The sequence below is a fragment of the Zoogloea sp. GW822-FHT05C07 genome (assembly GCF_058800215.1).
This window is the reverse complement of record NZ_CM179510.1, coordinates 3236654-3253872: the sequence shown is the minus strand read 5'-3', so window position 1 is coordinate 3253872 and position 17219 is coordinate 3236654. Positions and strand designations below refer to the sequence as shown.

The following is a 17219-nucleotide window of genomic DNA, read 5'->3' as shown; positions in this document are numbered from 1 at the left end:
TCAGCAGATTTCGAGGTGGGATTCCCGCAGGATGGCCAGCGGCAGCGCGCTGCCATACTTGGCGCGGACGATTGCCGCCACTTCGTCGGAATAGCTGGCGGCCATCACGATCAGCGCCGCCACCGGCGACTCGTCAAGCATGGACGGCGGAACGATGGGGATATGGCTGGCCGGCGTGAACTTGCCCTGCTTGAAGGGCGCTGAATCCACCACGTAGCGGATGCGCGGGCCGATCCCTGCAAGACTGATCATCGCCAGCGCCTGATGGCCGGCGCCCCACACCGCCACCGATCCGGCCGGATGGCGGGCGATGAAATCGGTGAGTTCGCCGCTCAGCTTGGCCTGCGCCCCACTGAACTCGGACAGATCGAGGGCGGCCCGCTTGCGCACCACCGCCGACAGGACGTAGTCGTCGCGCAGCTCGGCGCACTCGACGATCTCGAAACCGTTCCGGCGCAAGGTGAATTCGAGGGTTTCCCGCGTGAAGTAGAACAGATGGTCGGCAATGAACTCGGAGAACACCCGGTTGCGCAGCACCATGTCGAAATTCGGCACTTCGACGAGCCCCACCGCACCGTCCTTCAGGTTGCGGTGGATGCCCCGCAGGGAGGCATTGGGATCGGGCATGTGCTCGAGGAACATCAGCAACGCGAAGGCATCGAAGGGGCCATCGGCCAGCGTCTGCTCCGGCGCCTCGACGTAGCCCTGCGCCACGCGCAGCCCCGCCTCCCGGCACTGGGCCACCGCGGCATCCGCATGCTCGAGCCCGTAGGCTTCGACCCCGGCGGCCTGCCACAGGGACAGGAACTCGCCCTTGCCACAGCCGATCTCCACGACCTTCCGCCCCGCCAACCCGAAACGCTCCGTGAAGCGGGCGAACTGCTCGGTCTTGAAGGTCTTGACCGGTGTCGAGACAGCCGCCGCGCGGATGACATCCCGGTAATACGGCACCGGCGGCTCGCTCAACTGGACCAGCCCGCAGCCCGAACACTGGCAGACCGTCAGGTCGGCCCCGCGCTCGCCGTCGACCGATCCGGCATCGGGAAAATGCTGGGCCGCCTTGGGCATGTTTGCATAGCGCAACAGCGGCGTGCCGAAGAACGGCGCGCCGCAGACTCGGCAGTGGGCAAGCTTCATCGGTGAAAGTCCGGGCAGGCGCCTGGGCGCGCGCTCAGCGCTTGTGCCCCAGCAGGCGCTCGACGGGGAAGCCGTCGATGTTGTCCTTGGTGTAATGGTCGTTACGGTAGATGTCGCAGTTGGCGCAGGAGGAGTTCTCGTGCTTGCGGTCTTCCAGCTGCATCTTCTGGAACTCGTACCATTCCTGCGAATGCCAGATTTCCTGCAGGCTGCGCTCTTCCATGTTGGCGATGTTGGTACCGCCGATGTAATCGACACAGCACGGCGAAACGGCACCATTGCTGCGGATCGCCATGGTGGTGAAGGGCATCGGACAGGTGACCCGGTCGCTGCAATGGGTTGCCAGATCGGCGGTGGCCTGCTCGACGTTGTCGCCGTAGAAGTTCTTCACGAAATCCACTTCATCGACCTTGATCCAGCCATGGGGCTTGTCGATGTAGGTTTCGTCCGCCACCTCGCGGTAGGTGTTCAGGAAGCGTTCGTTCTCCTCGCTGAACTCGTCGAGCATCTTGCACGACACGAAGGGCTTGTCCGCCCCCAGGCGCAACTTGGTTTCCTGCAGCACGCGCAGGTTTTCGCGGATGCGCTGCATGTCGAACTTGGAGCCGGTGACGACCTGGTGACGATCCTGGCGCGTCGCGTAGATGGACACGCGCAGGTAGTCCAGCCGGTTGCGCACCATGCTCTCGGCCACCTCGGGCGTCAGCAGGCTGGCATTGGTGGTCGTCTCGATGCGCTCGGCGATGTCGGCTTCCCTGGCCAGCGCCAGCATCTCGGCAAAATCAGGGGAGACCAGCGGCTCCCCGTACAGGCTGAGCTTGAGCACCTTGAGCCGGGGCCCGGGCCACCGGCTCAACTGGTCGATGATCCGCCGGAAGCGGTCCATCGGCATGCTCGACTTGTTGCGGCTGAAATACGACTCCGTCTTGACGCTGTGGAAGCACTGGATACATCGGAAATTGCACAGACTCGAGGGCTCGATGAGCACCGTAAACGGCTTGGCCAGCGGCAGAATCTCGCGGAGATTCTGCCGGTTCGTCGCGTGCAATTCCGTGTATTTGATCATTTGACGTAATCGTCTTCAGTGAAGGCTTCGGTCCAGTGGATCGGCAGCTGCTTGCCGTAGGCCTTGGCCATGTAGTTCTTGATGAAGTCGTGGTCTTCGCCGGACAGGCACTTCGGGTTGTATTCCTTGAAGCGCTTGATGCTCTGGCCACGCTCGATCGCCTCGGCCAGCGTGCCGGTGAAGATGTTGCCGATCGCGATGTGGATGTACACGCACGGCATGATGTCGCCGTACTGGGTCAGGTGGAGCGTCGAGTGAACCGCGCCGGAACCCTTGTTCATGCCGTAGGCGGGCCACACGTCGCGGTGCAGCACCGGGTATTCCTGGTGGGCCTTCCACAGGAACTCGGCATCCTCTTCGGTGATCAGGGTGTCGAAACGACCTTCCCAGGCACCAGTCGGACGGGCGACCAGGATGTCGACGGTGAAGCCATGCTCGTCGGCGAACTTGGCCATTTCGATGATGCGCGGAGTCTGGCAATTCTCGTGGCTCACCACCGTCTGGATGACCACGCTGAGGCCTGCCTCCTTGGCGTTGAACATCGCCGCGATGGCCTTTTCGTAGGCGCCCTCGTGGTGACGGTTGGCGTCATGGACCTTGGGGTCGAAATCGTCGAGGCTGATCTTGACCTTGTCCAGACCCAGCGACTTAAGGTGGCGGCATTTTTCCTTGGTCAGGAAATGGCCGTGGGTGCTCATCGTCAGGTGGAACTTGTCGGGCTGCAGGGCGAGGATGACGTCGTCCAGGTTCTTCAGGATCGTCGGCTCACCGCCGGACAGGCAGAACTGGGCCAGCCCCAGCTCATGGGCCTCGTCGCTGAAGCGGCGCAGATCCTCGGGGGTCAGCTTGCGCTGGCCCCCGGGACGCAGCCAGCGGCCCCGCCATGCGGTGCAGTGATCGCAGCTCAGGTCGCAGGCGTAGTTGTAGGCGATATCGACGATCGGCGTCGGAATGCCCTGAGCGTGCCGCTCGGCGATCTTCATGATCTTGTCGTAGACCGCGGGCTTCTCTCTCTTGAGCTTGTCTCTCTTGGCCTGCTCGAGTTCGTTGAGGGTGGTCATTTCATTACTCCGTATTTATGTTGCCGGCCCAATAACATCAATTGCAAAAGGGTCTATTCGGAATTCAGGGGACGGCGTAACACACCGTTTCGTATTCGAGATTCGTATAGTGCCTGAGAAACAGCCGGTGGTCGGGAAGAAGCTCGCGAATATATGCGGGTATTTCCCAGAGATGGGAGATGTGATGATAAACACACACTGCCAACTTGGGTTTCTGCGTCGAAATAAGCTGGCGGCCGCCCCGCAGCGCATGCAGTTCGGCGCCTTCTATATCCATCTTGATGAACGAAACGGGCTGATCCGCAAGCGCCTTGTCGAGCGGCACCACGCGCCCGACGTTCTCCCCTGCGCCAACTGTGCTCTGCGACTTGCCGGTGCTGAAGCGGATTTCGCATTCTTCGTCCCAGACGCCGAGATTGACCGGCTTGACCCGCTCCCGGTTGGGCATTTTCTCCACGTTGGCGAGCAATTGCCGGTAATTGGCCGGGTCGAGCTCGAAAGCGTGAATACGGTCGAAACGGTTATTGGCGGCCTTCATGAAATAGCCCACCGTATCCCCGTCGTAGGCGCCGATATCAACATAGGACTCATCCTCGGAAAGCGCCATGACGTCCTTGTTGAAGTACTGGTTTGGATCGCAGATCGACGGCATCAGTTCAATATCCTTGTCGGCCGCCAGGGCGCGCCGGAGGATGGTGTCGAATACCTGCAGGGAACGCTCGTCGGCGAACAGGCTGCGGGCATGGCGCAGCCTGTCGGCGACGAATTCGTCGTCCTGCTCGTCCAGATACGAAGCCGCAACCAGATCGTATTTGTAGATGAGATTGACCGAGGGACAGCCTTCGCCGCGCAGGAAATCGAAAACCGGGCGGAACTTGCCGACGGTGACGAAGATCGCACAATCCGCCTTTATTTCCAGCAGCTCCTGCGGCGACAGGCATTTGACGCCGCAGAAGGTCTGCCCCCATTTGGCCGGATCGCTGTCGCAGCAATAATCGATGGGCCGTCCGACGTATTCCATCCAGGTATCAACGATACTGCTGAAAATGGCGCCGCAACCGTAAAACACCACGTAACGGTAACTTCGGGTGAGCGCCTGTATTTCCTCGCGATAGCTCTTTCGGGCCGCCAGTAGTTCAGCGATGTTGTCTTGCACGACGGTCTCCTCGGCTCGATTGGGCACAGATGGGAAAGATGGACTATTTACGGCCGGAATTACGAAAGGCTTAATGGTGCTTCGATCATGTTCTCGAGGAATTCTTCGCGCGGCAGAGACGGCCACATGTCCTCGAGGGGCATCGAATCCATGCTGCCATCGGCTTTGCGGAAGGACGCCACCCGCGGGATGCGCTGCTCGTCGGGCATCGTCTTCACGCGGCACACCACCGGCCCCGGATAATCGAGGACTTCGGCGATCGTCCCCGCGACACGGGCCGGATCGTCGAGGTCGACCGTATGCACGCCGTAGGCCTGCGCCACGCGGAGCACTGCCGGCAGGGTCAGGTGGCTGCTGCCGTCGGCACCGGTCAGGCGCTTGAAGTAATTGCCCTGCGACGCCCGGATGGAGGCATAGCCGTCGTTGTCGATGACGAAGAACTTGATCGGCAGGTTCAGGCGCCGGATGGTCTCGAGTTCCTGGGCGTTCATGTGGAAGCCGCCATCGCCGTCGATGCAGACCGTCCGCCGCTCCCCCGCTGCCAGGCAGGCACCGAGCGCCGCCGGCTGGCCGAGCCCCATGGCTCCGGTCCCCTTGTTGTGGAAGATGCGCTGCCCTTCCTTGGCCTGGAAGGCGGTCAGGAAGATTTCGCAGGCCACGCCGGAGCTGCCCGGCAAAACCACATCGGCGCCCTCCAGCGCCTGGGCGAGCGCCTCGGAAAAGGCGTAGACGGTGATCTGCGGCGCGCTCCGGTGCTCCGGCAGCACGAAGGGATAGCGTTCCTTCCAGCCGCGGCAGCGGGCTTGCCAGTCCTGCCAGCGATCGCCCGGCGCCTGGCCTTCCACGCGCGCCAGCAGCGCACGCAGATAGTCACCGACGTCCGCGGCCACGCCGAGGTCGATGCTCGCGCCGAGCTTGTCGATTTCGGCCTGGTCGATATTCACCATGATCTTGCGGGCCCCGCGGGCCAGGCGCTCGGGGGCGTAGGCGATCAGGGCCATGTCCAGGCGTGCGCCGAGAACCAGCAGGCAGTCGCTGTTCTGCAGCGCGAAGTTGGCACCGCGGCTGGCGATGGTACCCGGCATGCCCACGTGCAGGGGGTGCTCGAAGGGCAGCAGGTCCACACCGAGGCGGGTGGTCAGCACCGGGATGCCCAGCGCCTCGACGAGACGCAGCGCTTCCTTCTCCGCACCGCCCAGACGCAGCCCGTTGCCCAGCAACACCACCGGCCGCTGCGCCGCAGCCAGGCTCTCAAGGGTGTACTCGATGGCCGACACCAGATCGGGCGCGGCAGCGCCGGCTTCCGGCTGGAAACCAGGCAAGGCCGCCGGATCAATCTCCGCCGCCTGCACATCCAGCGGGATGTCGATCCATACCGGGCCGGGGCGACCGCTCCGGGCGAGATACAGGGCCTTTTCGAGGTGATAACGGATGGAGTCCGGATCGGTAACGGTCACCGCGTACTTGGTGATCGAGTCGACGATCGACACGATGTCGATCTCCTGCACCCCGAGCTGGCGCAGATCGCTGCCCTTGCAGATATCGGCACGCTTGACCTGGCCGGAGAAGTACAGGCAGGCCGTGGAGTCCAGCCACGCCGCCGCCACACCGGTCACCGCGTTGGTGCCGCCGGGGCCGGTCGTCACCAGCGCCACGCCCAGGTTTCCCGACACCCGCGAATAGGCCTCGGCGGCCACCGCGGCAGCCTGCTCGTGCAGAGTGCTGACGTATTCGAGCCCTTCGGTATTGCCGAAGGAATCATTGAGATGCATGGCGCCGCCGCCGGACAGCATGAACACATGGCGGACGCCAAGACGGGCAACGAAGGACGCAACGTAGTCGGATAGCTTCACGATCAATTTCTGTGGTTGGCAAGGATGTAATCGACGAGCTCACGCACCGCCCCATTGCCGCCCTGGTTCTGCAGGCGCAGGTCGGCGGCCTCGCGGACGGTGGGGTGCGCATTCGCCGGCGCCGCGCTCAGCCCGGCCAGCGCCATCGCCGGCAGGTCATTCACGTCGTCGCCGACATAGCAGATGTTGGACAGCGGGATGCCCTGGCGCTCAGAGATCAGCTGCAAGGCCTTGCCTTTTTCCTTGCAGCCGACGTGGAGCTCGGCCATCGCCATCTTCTTGGCGAAACGCTCGGCGAACGGCGTGTCCTCGCCCGTGATGATGCCGAACACCAGACCCGCCTTGCGGCCCAGCGAAATCCCCATCACGTCTAGGAAACTGAAACGCTTCGACTCCTCGCCGCTGGCGGTCCACCAGAAACCGCCATCGGTCAGGACGCCGTCCACGTCCATGACCACCGCATCAATAGTAACGGTCACGTGCGCCAACCCGTCGCAGCTTTTCCATGATCGGCACTTCCCGTTCGAGCACCCGCTTGACGCCGTCGCCGAGCGCCGTCTCGACCAGGCGGATGTCCCGCACCAGCTGGGTGAAGCCGCTCGGCCCGAGGGAGGCGGCCTGGTCGCTGCCCCACATGGAACGCTCGAGGGTGATGTGGCGCTCGATCATGCATGCGCCGATGGCCACCGATGCCACCGAGGACGGAATCCCCGTCTCGTGCCCGGAATAGCCGACCGGCACCCCGAACTGCTGCTGCAGGATCGGAATGACGCGCAGGTTCAATTCGTCGTAATGCGCCGGATAGGTGCTGCAGGAATGCATCACGACGAGGTCCTGCCGGCCGAGGACCTCGACGGCGTGGAAGATCTCATCGAGGGAGCTCATGCCCGTGGACAGCACGATCGGCTTGCCCTTGCTGCGGGTGTGGCGCAGCAGGTTGTCGTCGGTCAACGAGGCCGAGGCGATCTTGTAGCAGGGCACGTCGAACTGGTCGATGAAATCGACGGACGCCTCGTCCCAGCACGACGCAAACCACGCAATACCCTTCTCGCGGCAATAGGCATCGATTTCCCGGTATTGCTCGAGACCGAATTCGAGCCCGCGCTTCAGCTCGCCATTGGTCGTACCGAAGGGACTTTCCCGCGGCCGCTCCAGCTCTTCGGGCGTATAGACGACATCAACGGTGCGCTTCTGAAACTTCACCGCATTGCAACCCGACGTCACCGCCACGTCGATCAACTGCTTGGCCAGATCCAGGCTGCCATTATGGTTAATACCGATCTCGGCAATGATATAGACCGGATGCCTTTCACCGACCACTGCTTCACCAATACGTACGGTTGACATCGTCACCCTCCATTAAATTATCGGCCCCCCCAATCATGACCGGCATCCAGCGGGAGACTCGCCTGGCAAGCATCGACACGCCGGTCTGAAACTGAAGGGAAAAAATCGAATTGCGACTCGAATTGCGGGCCGCACCGCCCTGTCGCGCGGCGCAAGACGAAACGCCTGCCGCCGCTTCTCCGGAGATCGGGATGAATTCGGATGAAACGGGAGACGCGACACAGGAAATCAGAAAAGGAAACGCGGGAATTGCAACGCCCCCGCCCGACATTCTGCGTCGCGGAGAAATACGTGCGGAGAAACGACGTGCGGAAGGACAGAACGCGCTGCGCTCAAGATGAATCGCATGATTTTCGCTGAAGGCAAAGTATAGCATTCTCACCACCACTCAAGCCGCCGCCGGCAATGCACTGCAAAGTCCCCATGGCGTGGACGGACGCCCAAGCTGACGCTACGCTGTGCGGACTTGCACACGCCTACCATTTGCCGACCTACCGCACGATCCAATACGAACATGCCTTCCGAGCACACCCTGTTTTCGCCCCCGCGCCGCCCTTATTACATTGAAGCGCCGGCCTATCGGCGCACCTCGGCAGGCATACGCGTACTTCATCTCCTGTGCCACGCGCTGAACGTCCGCGGCGAAGAGGCCTACCTGTACGAAACAGTCACCAATCCGCACCTGCGCACCCCTATCCTCACGCAGGAGGCCATTGAACGGCACAAAGCACTGAAACTTGAGCCGATCGTCGTATACCCGGAGGTCGTGCCCGGCAATCCCCGCAAGGCCGGCTCGGTCGTGCGCTACGTCCTCAACCGGGCCGGCCTGCTCGGCGGAGATGCCGACTTCGCGGACACCGAACTGGTCTTCGGTTATTCGCGCATCTTCATGCCGAAGAATGCCGATCCGCAGAACGTCCTGTTCCTCCCCCCGATCGACACCAGCGTTTTCAACAACCTGGACAATCCGCACGACCAGGCGCGCAGCGGCGTCCTGCTCTACCCCGGACGCTACCGCGCCGCACTGAAGCTCTACCCGGAACTCGCCGACAGGGCCACGCTGATCACCGCGGACTGGCCGGAGAGCCACGAGGAGCTGGCCGCCCTGTTTCGCCGCAGCGAAGCCATCTACTGCTTCGAATCGACGGCAATCAATACCGAGGCGGTGCTGTGCGGCTGCCCGTCGATCATCCTGCCCTCTCCGCTGGTGGACACCAGCAAGATTGGCGGATCGGAAGCCGGCCTGAAGGGCATCGCCCTGAACGACACGCCCGACGAGATCGAACGGGCTCTCACCTCCGTCGGCGAAGCATGGGACGACTACATTGCAACGGAAGCCCGCTTCTGGGAGCAGCTGGAGCACTTCATCCAGCTCACCCAGGCGATGCCCGTGCACGAGGTTCCCAAAACCCTCGGCGACGACCCTGCCTTCACCGAAGCCAACAAACGGTACGCCACCTGGCGTACCCGCCAGACCCTGCAGGAGATCGACGCCCAGCTGCTCGCCGAGCGCATGGTACTCAAATGGTCCAAACGGCCGGGCATTCACCTGCTGGCCGCCCTGCACCCCGGCGAGGAATCCCTCCTCGCCGACACCCTGGACAGCCTGGGCGCCCAGCTCTACCCCGAATGGCTGCTCACGGTGGTCACCGCCATGGAAGCCCCCGAAGGGCTGAGCGACATCCCCAACCTGCAGTGGCTGGCCCTGCGCGACGCGGCCCACATCGACTACGTCATCGACGAGATGGCCGCCGCCTCGCCGGGCAGCTGGCTGGCCCGCATCGACCCCGGCCTCAGCTTCGAGCCGCATGCACTCCAGGTCATCGCCGACTACATCAACGTCCGCCCGGACTGGCGGCTGATCTACTGCGACGAAGACACCCGCGAACCCGACGACAGCTTCACCCAGCCGCTGTTCAAGCCGGACTTCAACCTGGACCTGCTGCGCTCCCAGGCTTACTTTGGCTGCTTCGTCGTCGCCGAAAAGAGCGCCTTCCTCGAAGCTGGCCGCTATGGCACGCTCGCCGGCGCCGAGAACTACGACCTGAGCCTGCGCATCCTCGACCACGCGGGCGAAACGGCAATCGGCCACATCGACCAGCTCCTCGCCCACCTGCCCCGCAACTCCCGCCGCAGCATGGAGCCCGAGGCGGAAAAGAGCGCCGTGGTCGCCCACCTGGCCCGGAAGGGGCTCGACGCCAAGGTCCTAGATGGCGCGCTGCTCGGCACCCGCCGGGTCGAATACCACTGGCCGGAATGCCCCCTGGTCAGCATCGTGATCCCGACGCGCGACCGCGCGGAATACCTGCGCCCCCTGCTCGAAAGCCTGCAGGAACGCACCAACTATGACAACTACGAGATCATCGTCGTCGACAACGACAGCACCGACCCCGATACGCTGAACTATCTCACCACCCTGAAGACGGAACGGCAGCTGCCCAACGGCCAGGCCGTCACGGTCGTCGCCTGCCCCGGCGAGTTCAGCTGGTCCGCCAGCGCCAACACGGGCAGCCAGATCGCCCGCGGGGACTACGTGCTGTTTCTCGACAACGACATCCACGTCGTCCAGGACGACTGGTTGGATCGCCTGATGGGTATTGCCCAGCGCCCCGAAGTGGTGATCGTGGCCCCCCGCCTGACCTACCCCGAAACAGCACGTGTCCAGCAGGGCGGCTGGCTGCTCGGCATGAACGGCTCGATGGGAAATCCCTGGGACAACCAGCTCGAACTGACCGACCCCGGCTACATGGGCCGGGCCCTGTGCGACCAGAACCTCAGCACCGTCGGCGGCTCGGCCTTCGTGGTCCGGCGCAGCGTGCTCGTCGAGCTCGGCGGCTTCGACACCGAGCGCTTCCCGCTCGTCCACGGCACCCTCGACTTCTGCCTGCGCACCAGCGACCTCGGCCACAAGATCGTGTGGACGCCTTACTCGGTGCTGGTGCACTACAACAGCGTTTCCATCGTCGCACGCCAGCGCAAGCTCGAAGGCAAGCTCAAGGATCTGCTGAGTTCCCAGGAGGCCAACCACACCCTGCTGGAGCGCTGGATCGACCGACTCGCCTGCGACCCGGCCTACAACCGCAACCTGAGCCTGCTGGAGCCCTACAAGCCCGAACACGTAGCGCCGATCGACTGGGACCTGAACTTCCACGACCGCCCGCGGATCCTTGCGCTCCCGGTTCCAGGCGGCGCCGGCGAATACCGCCTGCGCGCCCCGCTGCGCACCATCGCCCTGGCCGGTCTCGCGCAGACCATGTTCTGCGAACACCCCAAGGCCTTCTCCATGCGCATCCTGTCGCCGGTCGAGATCGCCCGCGCCAGGCCCGATTCGCTGATCCTGCACCAACCCCTCGACGACAGCCAGAGCGACGCCATCGAAATCTACGCCCGCCACCTGCCCAAGGTCCGGCGCATCCTGACGATCGACGACCTGGTGACCGAACTCCCCAAAAAACACCCTATGTACAAATCCGGCTACAAGGACGGCAGACAGCGCCTTCGCAGGAATCTCGCGCTGATGGACCGGGTCGTAGCCAGCACCCAACCCCTCGCCGACCTCTGCGCGGACATGGCCGAAGACGTCCGGCTCATGCCGAACTGCCTCGAATGGTCGCTATGGGGCGACGTGGCGCCAGCCCGCCTGCCGCGCCGCAAGCCCCGTGTAGGCTGGGCCGGCGCACAGCAGCACCACGGCGACCTCGAACTCATCTACCCCGTCGTGGAAGCACTGGCCGAAGAAGTCGACTGGATCTTCATGGGCATGTGCCCGGAGGCACTCAAACCCTTCGTCCACGAATCCCACGGCTTCGAGCTGGACTTCCGCGAATACCCGAAGGCCCTGGCGCGCCTGGACCTCGATCTCGCCATCGCGCCGCTCGAAATCCATGCCTTCAACGAGGCCAAGAGCAATCTGCGGCTGCTCGAATACGGCACCATGGGCTGGCCGGTGATCTGCACCGACATCTACCCGTACCAGAACGCCCCCGTGACCCGCCTGCGCAACGATCCGGACCTGTGGATCCGCACGATCCGCGAACAGCTTGCCGAACCCGAGGCGCTACGGAACGCGGGCCTGGCCCTTCAGCGCTGGGTCCACGACGGCTTCATCCTCGAAAACCACACCACCAGTTGGTTCGCCGCCTACGGCCCCTGATCGGAGATGCAGCCTGAGAGCATAATGCTGCCCTGCATAAGGTCGGCGCGGTTTTCTGCATTTGCCCCTAAAGCTTTGCGATTCCGCGCCGCTATCAAAAGCCAAGTGGAAATCCGCGCAGAGATCAAACCTGCCGACAATCAGAAAAAAGTCAACATTTTTCTAAAGTCTTTTCGCCCCATCCCGTTAATGAACTCAACGGCGGTTGCCTTACACACACCGGGCAAGGCGAACCAAAGTTAAGCCTAATCGCTTATCTTGAACGGAATGAAGGAGAACCAAAATGGCTGCCACTATCAACACCAACTCGATGTCGCTGAACGCCCAGCGCAACCTGTCCAGCTCTCAGGCTGGCCTGGCCAAGGCTGTTCAGCGCCTGTCCTCCGGCCTGCGGATCAACAGCTCCGCGGATGACGCGGCGGGCCTGGCAATTGCCGACCGCATGAACGCTCAGGCCAAGGGCTTCGACGTTGCAATCCGCAACGCGAACGACGGCATCTCGATGGGGCAGACCGCCGACAGCGCCATGCAGGCCATCACCGACAACCTTCAGCGCATGCGCGAACTCGCCGTGCAGGCAGCCAACGGCACCTACACCAGCGGCGACCGGGCCAGCCTTGACGGTGAATTCCAGCAGTTGAACCAGGAAATTGCGCGTGTCGTGTCGGGCACCCAGTTCAACGGCCAGAACATTCTGAGCTTCACCGCCAGCTTCTCGTTCCAGGTTGGCGCAGGTACGGCCACGACCGATACGATCAGCGTCACGACCGCCGGTGCGCTGGCATCCGCATCCTTCGGCACGACCACCGCCGGCGCCATGAGCGGTGCGTCCATCTCCGGCGCCGGCAGTGCTGGCGTCTCCGCTGCCACGGCGGCAATTTCCGCCATCGACGCGGCACTGGACTCCCTGAATACCTCCCGCGCCACCTGGGGTGCCGTGCAGAACCGTTTCGCGTCGGTCGTGCAAACCCTGCAGGTTGCGTCGGAAAACTCAAAGTCGTCCCGCGGCCGTATCATGGACGCTGACTTCGCCCAGGAAACCGCCAACATGACCCGCGGTCAGATCCTGCAACAGGCAGGTACCGCCATGGTTGCCCAGGCCAACAGCATGCCCAACAACGTGCTGTCCCTCCTGCGCTAACCCCGCCTCTAAAGCTCGCCGCGGCAGGCGCCGCGCCTTAACAGGCGCGGCGCCGTCTGCGCAAATGGGAGATCATCATGAGCATTCATCCCGTCGGTTCGGGTGCCGCGTACTACAACGCAGCGTCGATACAACCCTCCCGCACGGAGGCGTCCCGTCAGGCCGATGCTACCGCCCCGAGCGTTGACTCCCAGGCAGTAAAAGGCGCTGACGAAACCGAAAAGACGTCGCTGACTCCGGATCAGCTCGCCCAGGCAGTCACGCAGATCCAGGACGTCATCAAGCAGACCGCCCAAAGCCTGCAGTTCTCGATCGACAAGGACACCGGCAAGACCGTCGTCAAGGTCGTCGACACCGACTCCAAGAAAGTCATCCGCCAGATCCCTTCCGAGGAAGTTCTGGCCATCGCCAAGGCGCTCGACAAGCTGCAGGGCCTGCTCGTCAAGCAGAAAGTCTGAGTCTTGCCACACCCAGCCCCCTGGATCTCATTCGATCCAAAACAGTCTTCATAAAGTGGCACGGTTTATGCTGATAGAGTGCAAGCACACCGACACGTTCAAGTTTCTGCCGTGTCGGTCGTAATCTAAGCCAGCAGGAACCAGGCATCACGGAGGCGCGTTATGGCAACCCTTTCATCAGCAGGTATTGGCTCGGGTCTGAATGTCGAGTCCATCATCACGGGCCTGATGTCGGTTGAAAAACAGCCACTTACGCTGCTTCAGACGCAACAGTCCAGTTATCAGTCCAAGATTTCGGCACTCGGCTCGCTGAAAAGCGCCCTGTCGACCTTCCAGTCTGCCGCCAAGGCCCTCACGCCCACCGTCGGCCAGAGCTCATCGGTAAGTTTTTCCGCCTACAAGGCAACTCTTGCCGATTCGACCATTGCCACTGCCACGACCACCAATACGGCCGTTGCCGGTACGTATTCGATCGATGTCACTTCACTGGCGACCAACCAGCAGCTGACGCTGGGCACGACTTATGCCGCGGGCGCCGCTGCGCTCGACTTCGGCACCGACTCATCCCGCACGCTGACGCTCACCAAGGGCGGCACGACCTCGACGATCACGCTCGACAGCAGCCAGAACACGCTCAGCGCCGTACGCGACGCCATCAACAATGCCAACGCGGGCGTCAGCGCCACGATCGTCACCGATACCACTGGCAAGCAGAACCTGATGTTCACCGCCACCAACGGCGGTACGGCCAACGCGGTCACCATCGGCGGAACCGCCACCTTCATCGACCCGGCCAATGCCAGCACGCCGATCGCCGCTGCCAGCGCCTTCACCGAGAAGGCCGCCAAGGACGCAGTCGTGAGCATTCAAGGGGTGTCGATCGCCACCACTGGCAATACGATCACCGACGCCATCGACGGCGTCACCCTGAACCTGACCAAGACCGGCAGCACGACATTGACGGTCGCGCGGGACAACACCGACCTGAAATCCAAGGTCGATACCTTCGTCTCGACATACAACGCCCTGAACTCTGCGATCAAGAGCCTGGGTGCCTACAATGCCAGCTCTCAGACGGCCGCCGTTCTCAACGGGGACTCGACCCTCCGCAGCGTCCAGGCGCAGGTTCGCTCCGCGCTCACCAGCGTACCCAGCAGCCTGGCGGACAATGCCAACCAGACACTGAGCAGCCTCGGCATTTCCTTCCAGTCCGACGGCAGCCTGAAATTCGACAGCACCAAATTCGACACGGCCGCCAGTTCGAACTTTTCGGCAACTGCCACAGCACTCGGTGCCTATGGCAGCGCACTGAACACGGTCACGACCAACCTGCTGAGTACCAGCGGCGTGATTGCCAGCCGGAACACCGGGCTCACAGCCAGTCTAAAGAGCATCGGTACCCAGATCGATGCGTTGAATCGCCGGCTGACGATCATCGAGAGCACCTACCGAGCCCAATTCACCGCGCTCGATACAACGATGAGTAGCATGAACACAACGAGCACATATCTGACACAACAGCTGTCGCTCATCAGCAAATAAGCCGTAAAGCTCAATCCAAACGGAGAACAAGATGTCGTTCGGCCTCGCCGCCCGTCGTGCCGCAGCCGCCTACAGCGAAGTTGGCTTCGAAACCGGGGTCTCCACCGCAGACCCGCACAAGCTGATCCTGATGCTGTTCGAAGGCGCCCTTCTGCAGATCGGAACTGCAACGGCCGCGCTCGAATCCAATAACATCCCGGCCAAGGGCAAAGCCATCTCCCACGCGATCGAGATCATCGGCAACGGCCTCAAGGTCAGCCTCGATTTTGAAGCGGGCGGAGATCTCGCCGAACGCCTTGGCGCGCTGTACGACTACATGATGCAACGACTTCTCTACGCCAACCTGCACAACAGCAAGCCGGCCCTCGACGAAGTCGCCAAACTGATTACGGAATTGAAAGGCGCCTGGGAAGAAATCGGCACCCCCGACCAGGCCAATCGCTAAGACCGCCGGAGATATCTGCATGAGTTCCCTTGCCCTGCTGGAACAAATGAGCAACTACTCGACCGAGATGGTCGATGCTGCCCGCGCCAACGACTGGGATCGCCTGTCCCGCCTCGAACGGCAGGTAGCGTCGTTGCGTGACCGTCTTGGCGTCGAGGAGGCCCTCGCATTTCCGGGCCGCCCGAAGCGCATGTCCGAGGACGAGCGCCAGAAGAAGGTGGCGCTCATTCGCCGCATCCTCAGCGACGACAAGGAAGTACGCGTCCACACCGAACCCTGGATGGACAACGTGCGCCAGCTTCTGTCGGGCGGCACGAAGGAACGGAATGTTCGCAAGGCTTACGGCGACGACAACAACTAAGCCTTCAGGCAGGCAGGGGATCGCACCATGATTCCGGGCGATCTCGCCTCCCGCCTGCGAATGCTCACGGAGGCCAGTTTTTTCTCCGGCGAGCCGACCGTCGCCCCGACAGCCCGCGTCCGGGCCGTTACATCGATCCTGCCCGACTTCACGCCGGGGCAGCGCATCACCGCCACGCTCCAGTCCGTGGCCCAGGACAACACCTACCACGCGCGCATCGACGGGCGCGATGTGGTCTTGTCGCTGCCGCAATCAGTGAAGGCCGGTGACACCCTCGAACTCATCGTAAGCAAGGTCACGCCTCAAGCCGTCATGGCAACGCTGGCGCAGCCAAGCGGCGAGGCGGCCACGACAAGCCAGGCCGCCCTCAGCCAGACCGGTAAGCTGATCAGCTTCCTGCTGACCGGGCAACCAGCCATACCCAGTGCCAGCCTGAACGGTGGCCAGCCTCTGCTGGCAGCCGCACCGCAAACGGCGGCCGCCACGGCTCAACTGGCCAGCCAGCTGGGCAGCGCGGTAACGGAAAGCGGCTTGTTCTACGAAGCCCACCAGGCCCGCTGGCTGTCCGGCCAGCTCGACACCGCCGCCCTGCGCCGGGAACCGCAGGGCAGCATGCCGGCCAGCCCCCAGCCAGGCAGCAGCCAGCCAACCGGCACCGCCAGCGCCCCCCCCCTGGAGATGCAGACCACACTCACGACCAAAGGAGCAATCCCCGGCGGCGCGGCGGAAAGCGCCAGCAGCCAGAACGCCCTGCTGGCGGGTGGAAAAGCCGACAATGCAGCAACAATTGCCGAGAAACTGTTGCCCATCGTGCATCAGCAACTGGACACGCTCGCCACCCATCAGGCTGTCTGGCAAGGGCAGATCTGGCCGGGGCAGACAATGGAATGGGAAATCGAAGACCCGTCCACGGATGAACGGAATGCCCGCGATGGCGACGAGGAACCGGAAGCCTACTGGAATTCGACGCTGCGCCTGACCCTGCCCAGCCTCGGCGGCATCGAAGCCCGGCTACACCTCACGCCAGCCGGTGTCGCCGTCCGCCTGCTCGCCGACGACAACAGCACCCGCGAGACGCTGCAGTCCGGCGAGGCACGCCTGGCCGATGCGCTGGCCGCCGCCAACGTGCCGCTCACCGGACTGGTTGCAGAGCTCAGGAGCACGTCGTGAACCGCCCCGAGGCGCCGTCGGAGGTCCGCGCCGAAGCGGTCGCACTGGCCTACAACGCCAGCACCTCAGCCCCCACAGTGGTGGCCAAGGGCCGCGGCCTGATCGCCGCGGAAATCATCGCCCGCGCCAAGGAGTCCGGGGTCTATGTGCACGAATCCCCCGAACTCGTCGCACTGCTGATGCAGGTGGACCTGGACACCCGCATCCCCCCCGAGCTCTACGTGGTGGTGGCCGAGCTGCTGGCCTGGCTGTACAGCCTGGAACAGGGTGCCCAAAAAACAACGGCCCCGTTTCCCGGGGCCGCGCAAACGGTACAGCGCTGAACCGCC

16 protein-coding genes are annotated in these 17219 nt (G+C 63.2%); 8 read left to right on the top strand and 8 right to left on the bottom strand.

Going from position 1 to position 17219, the window contains the following annotated elements; translation table 11 throughout:
• From AC3QL2_RS15180 to AC3QL2_RS15145, 8 genes are all read right to left on the bottom strand, one after another.
• Window positions 1-1137 (bottom strand): methyltransferase domain-containing protein, encoded by a 1137-nt coding sequence (locus AC3QL2_RS15180; protein ID WP_493231245.1) that lies wholly within the window; start codon window positions 1135-1137, stop codon window positions 1-3.
• Window positions 1138-1171: 34 nt separating this feature from the next.
• Window positions 1172-2203: a radical SAM/SPASM domain-containing protein gene (locus AC3QL2_RS15175; protein ID WP_493231243.1), complete on the bottom strand. Its 1032-nt coding sequence runs from the start codon at window positions 2201-2203 to the stop codon at window positions 1172-1174.
• Entirely contained in the window at window positions 2200-3264 is a 1065-nt protein-coding gene (locus AC3QL2_RS15170) for a radical SAM/SPASM domain-containing protein (RefSeq protein WP_493231241.1), read from the bottom strand. The genes AC3QL2_RS15175 and AC3QL2_RS15170 overlap by 4 nt, the downstream gene beginning before the upstream one ends.
• A gap of 64 nt (window positions 3265-3328) precedes the next feature.
• A complete protein-coding gene (locus AC3QL2_RS15165; protein ID WP_493231240.1) occupies window positions 3329-4420 on the bottom strand; it encodes an FkbM family methyltransferase in 1092 nt (363 codons plus the stop codon).
• A gap of 59 nt (window positions 4421-4479) precedes the next feature.
• A complete protein-coding gene (locus tag AC3QL2_RS15160) occupies window positions 4480-6273 on the bottom strand; it encodes a thiamine pyrophosphate-binding protein (protein ID WP_493231238.1) in 1794 nt (597 codons plus the stop codon).
• Between the two features lie 2 nt (window positions 6274-6275).
• Window positions 6276-6752 (bottom strand): KdsC family phosphatase, encoded by a 477-nt coding sequence (locus AC3QL2_RS15155; RefSeq protein WP_493231236.1) that lies wholly within the window; start codon window positions 6750-6752, stop codon window positions 6276-6278.
• Window positions 6736-7620 carry an N-acetylneuraminate synthase family protein gene (locus AC3QL2_RS15150; RefSeq protein WP_493231235.1) on the bottom strand — a complete coding sequence of 295 codons (885 nt, stop codon included), beginning with the start codon at window positions 7618-7620 and terminating at the stop codon, window positions 6736-6738. The genes AC3QL2_RS15155 and AC3QL2_RS15150 overlap by 17 nt, the downstream gene beginning before the upstream one ends.
• Complete coding sequence (locus AC3QL2_RS15145; RefSeq protein WP_493231234.1) at window positions 7598-7996, bottom strand: hypothetical protein; 399 nt, start codon at window positions 7994-7996, stop codon at window positions 7598-7600. Before AC3QL2_RS15145 ends, AC3QL2_RS15150 begins: the two co-directional genes overlap by 23 nt.
• 138 nt (window positions 7997-8134) lie before the next feature.
• Between AC3QL2_RS15145 and AC3QL2_RS15140 the strand changes: the two genes are divergently transcribed.
• The 8 genes from AC3QL2_RS15140 to AC3QL2_RS15105 all read left to right on the top strand — a co-directional run bounded on the left by AC3QL2_RS15140 (window position 8135) and on the right by AC3QL2_RS15105 (window position 17213).
• Complete coding sequence (locus tag AC3QL2_RS15140; RefSeq protein ID WP_493231233.1) at window positions 8135-11773, top strand: glycosyltransferase; 3639 nt, start codon at window positions 8135-8137, stop codon at window positions 11771-11773.
• Window positions 11774-12056: 283 nt separating this feature from the next.
• The gene (locus AC3QL2_RS15135) at window positions 12057-12914 is read left to right on the top strand and encodes a flagellin N-terminal helical domain-containing protein (protein WP_493231231.1); all 858 of its coding nucleotides are present in this window, start codon (window positions 12057-12059) and stop codon (window positions 12912-12914) included.
• Window positions 12915-12991: 77 nt separating this feature from the next.
• Window positions 12992-13372 (top strand): flagellar protein FlaG, encoded by a 381-nt coding sequence (locus tag AC3QL2_RS15130; protein ID WP_493231230.1) that lies wholly within the window; start codon window positions 12992-12994, stop codon window positions 13370-13372.
• Window positions 13373-13534: 162 nt separating this feature from the next.
• Window positions 13535-14914: a flagellar filament capping protein FliD gene (fliD, locus tag AC3QL2_RS15125; RefSeq protein WP_493231229.1), complete on the top strand. Its 1380-nt coding sequence runs from the start codon at window positions 13535-13537 to the stop codon at window positions 14912-14914.
• 31 nt (window positions 14915-14945) lie between these two features.
• Window positions 14946-15359, top strand: a complete 414-nt coding sequence (gene fliS, locus AC3QL2_RS15120) for a flagellar export chaperone FliS (RefSeq protein ID WP_493231227.1) — start codon at window positions 14946-14948, stop codon at window positions 15357-15359.
• Window positions 15360-15378: 19 nt separating this feature from the next.
• Entirely contained in the window at window positions 15379-15720 is a 342-nt protein-coding gene (locus AC3QL2_RS15115; protein ID WP_493231226.1) for a flagellar protein FliT, read from the top strand.
• A 27-nt stretch (window positions 15721-15747) separates the two neighbouring features.
• A complete protein-coding gene (fliK, locus tag AC3QL2_RS15110) occupies window positions 15748-16890 on the top strand; it encodes a flagellar hook-length control protein FliK (protein WP_493231224.1) in 1143 nt (380 codons plus the stop codon).
• Window positions 16887-17213, top strand: a complete 327-nt coding sequence (locus AC3QL2_RS15105; protein WP_493231222.1) for an EscU/YscU/HrcU family type III secretion system export apparatus switch protein — start codon at window positions 16887-16889, stop codon at window positions 17211-17213. The genes fliK and AC3QL2_RS15105 overlap by 4 nt, the downstream gene beginning before the upstream one ends.
• Window positions 17214-17219: the final 6 nt, after the last annotated feature.

Excerpts from the sequence above, each read along its gene's own strand:
- AC3QL2_RS15175 (WP_493231243.1), bottom strand. The coding sequence starts at position 2,203 with ATGATCAAATACACGGAATTGCACGCGACGAACCGGCAGAATCTCCGC.
- fliD (WP_493231229.1), top strand. The coding sequence starts at position 13,535 with ATGGCAACCCTTTCATCAGCAGGTATTGGCTCGGGTCTGAATGTCGAG.
- fliK (WP_493231224.1), top strand. The coding sequence starts at position 15,748 with ATGATTCCGGGCGATCTCGCCTCCCGCCTGCGAATGCTCACGGAGGCC.
- AC3QL2_RS15130 (WP_493231230.1), top strand. The coding sequence starts at position 12,992 with ATGAGCATTCATCCCGTCGGTTCGGGTGCCGCGTACTACAACGCAGCG.
- fliS (WP_493231227.1), top strand. The coding sequence starts at position 14,946 with ATGTCGTTCGGCCTCGCCGCCCGTCGTGCCGCAGCCGCCTACAGCGAA.
- AC3QL2_RS15170 (WP_493231241.1), bottom strand. The coding sequence starts at position 3,264 with ATGACCACCCTCAACGAACTCGAGCAGGCCAAGAGAGACAAGCTCAAG.
- AC3QL2_RS15145 (WP_493231234.1), bottom strand. The coding sequence starts at position 7,996 with ATGCTATACTTTGCCTTCAGCGAAAATCATGCGATTCATCTTGAGCGC.
- AC3QL2_RS15180 (WP_493231245.1), bottom strand. The coding sequence starts at position 1,137 with ATGAAGCTTGCCCACTGCCGAGTCTGCGGCGCGCCGTTCTTCGGCACG.
- AC3QL2_RS15140 (WP_493231233.1), top strand. The coding sequence starts at position 8,135 with ATGCCTTCCGAGCACACCCTGTTTTCGCCCCCGCGCCGCCCTTATTAC.
- AC3QL2_RS15135 (WP_493231231.1), top strand. The coding sequence starts at position 12,057 with ATGGCTGCCACTATCAACACCAACTCGATGTCGCTGAACGCCCAGCGC.
- AC3QL2_RS15115 (WP_493231226.1), top strand. The coding sequence starts at position 15,379 with ATGAGTTCCCTTGCCCTGCTGGAACAAATGAGCAACTACTCGACCGAG.
- AC3QL2_RS15150 (WP_493231235.1), bottom strand. The coding sequence starts at position 7,620 with ATGTCAACCGTACGTATTGGTGAAGCAGTGGTCGGTGAAAGGCATCCG.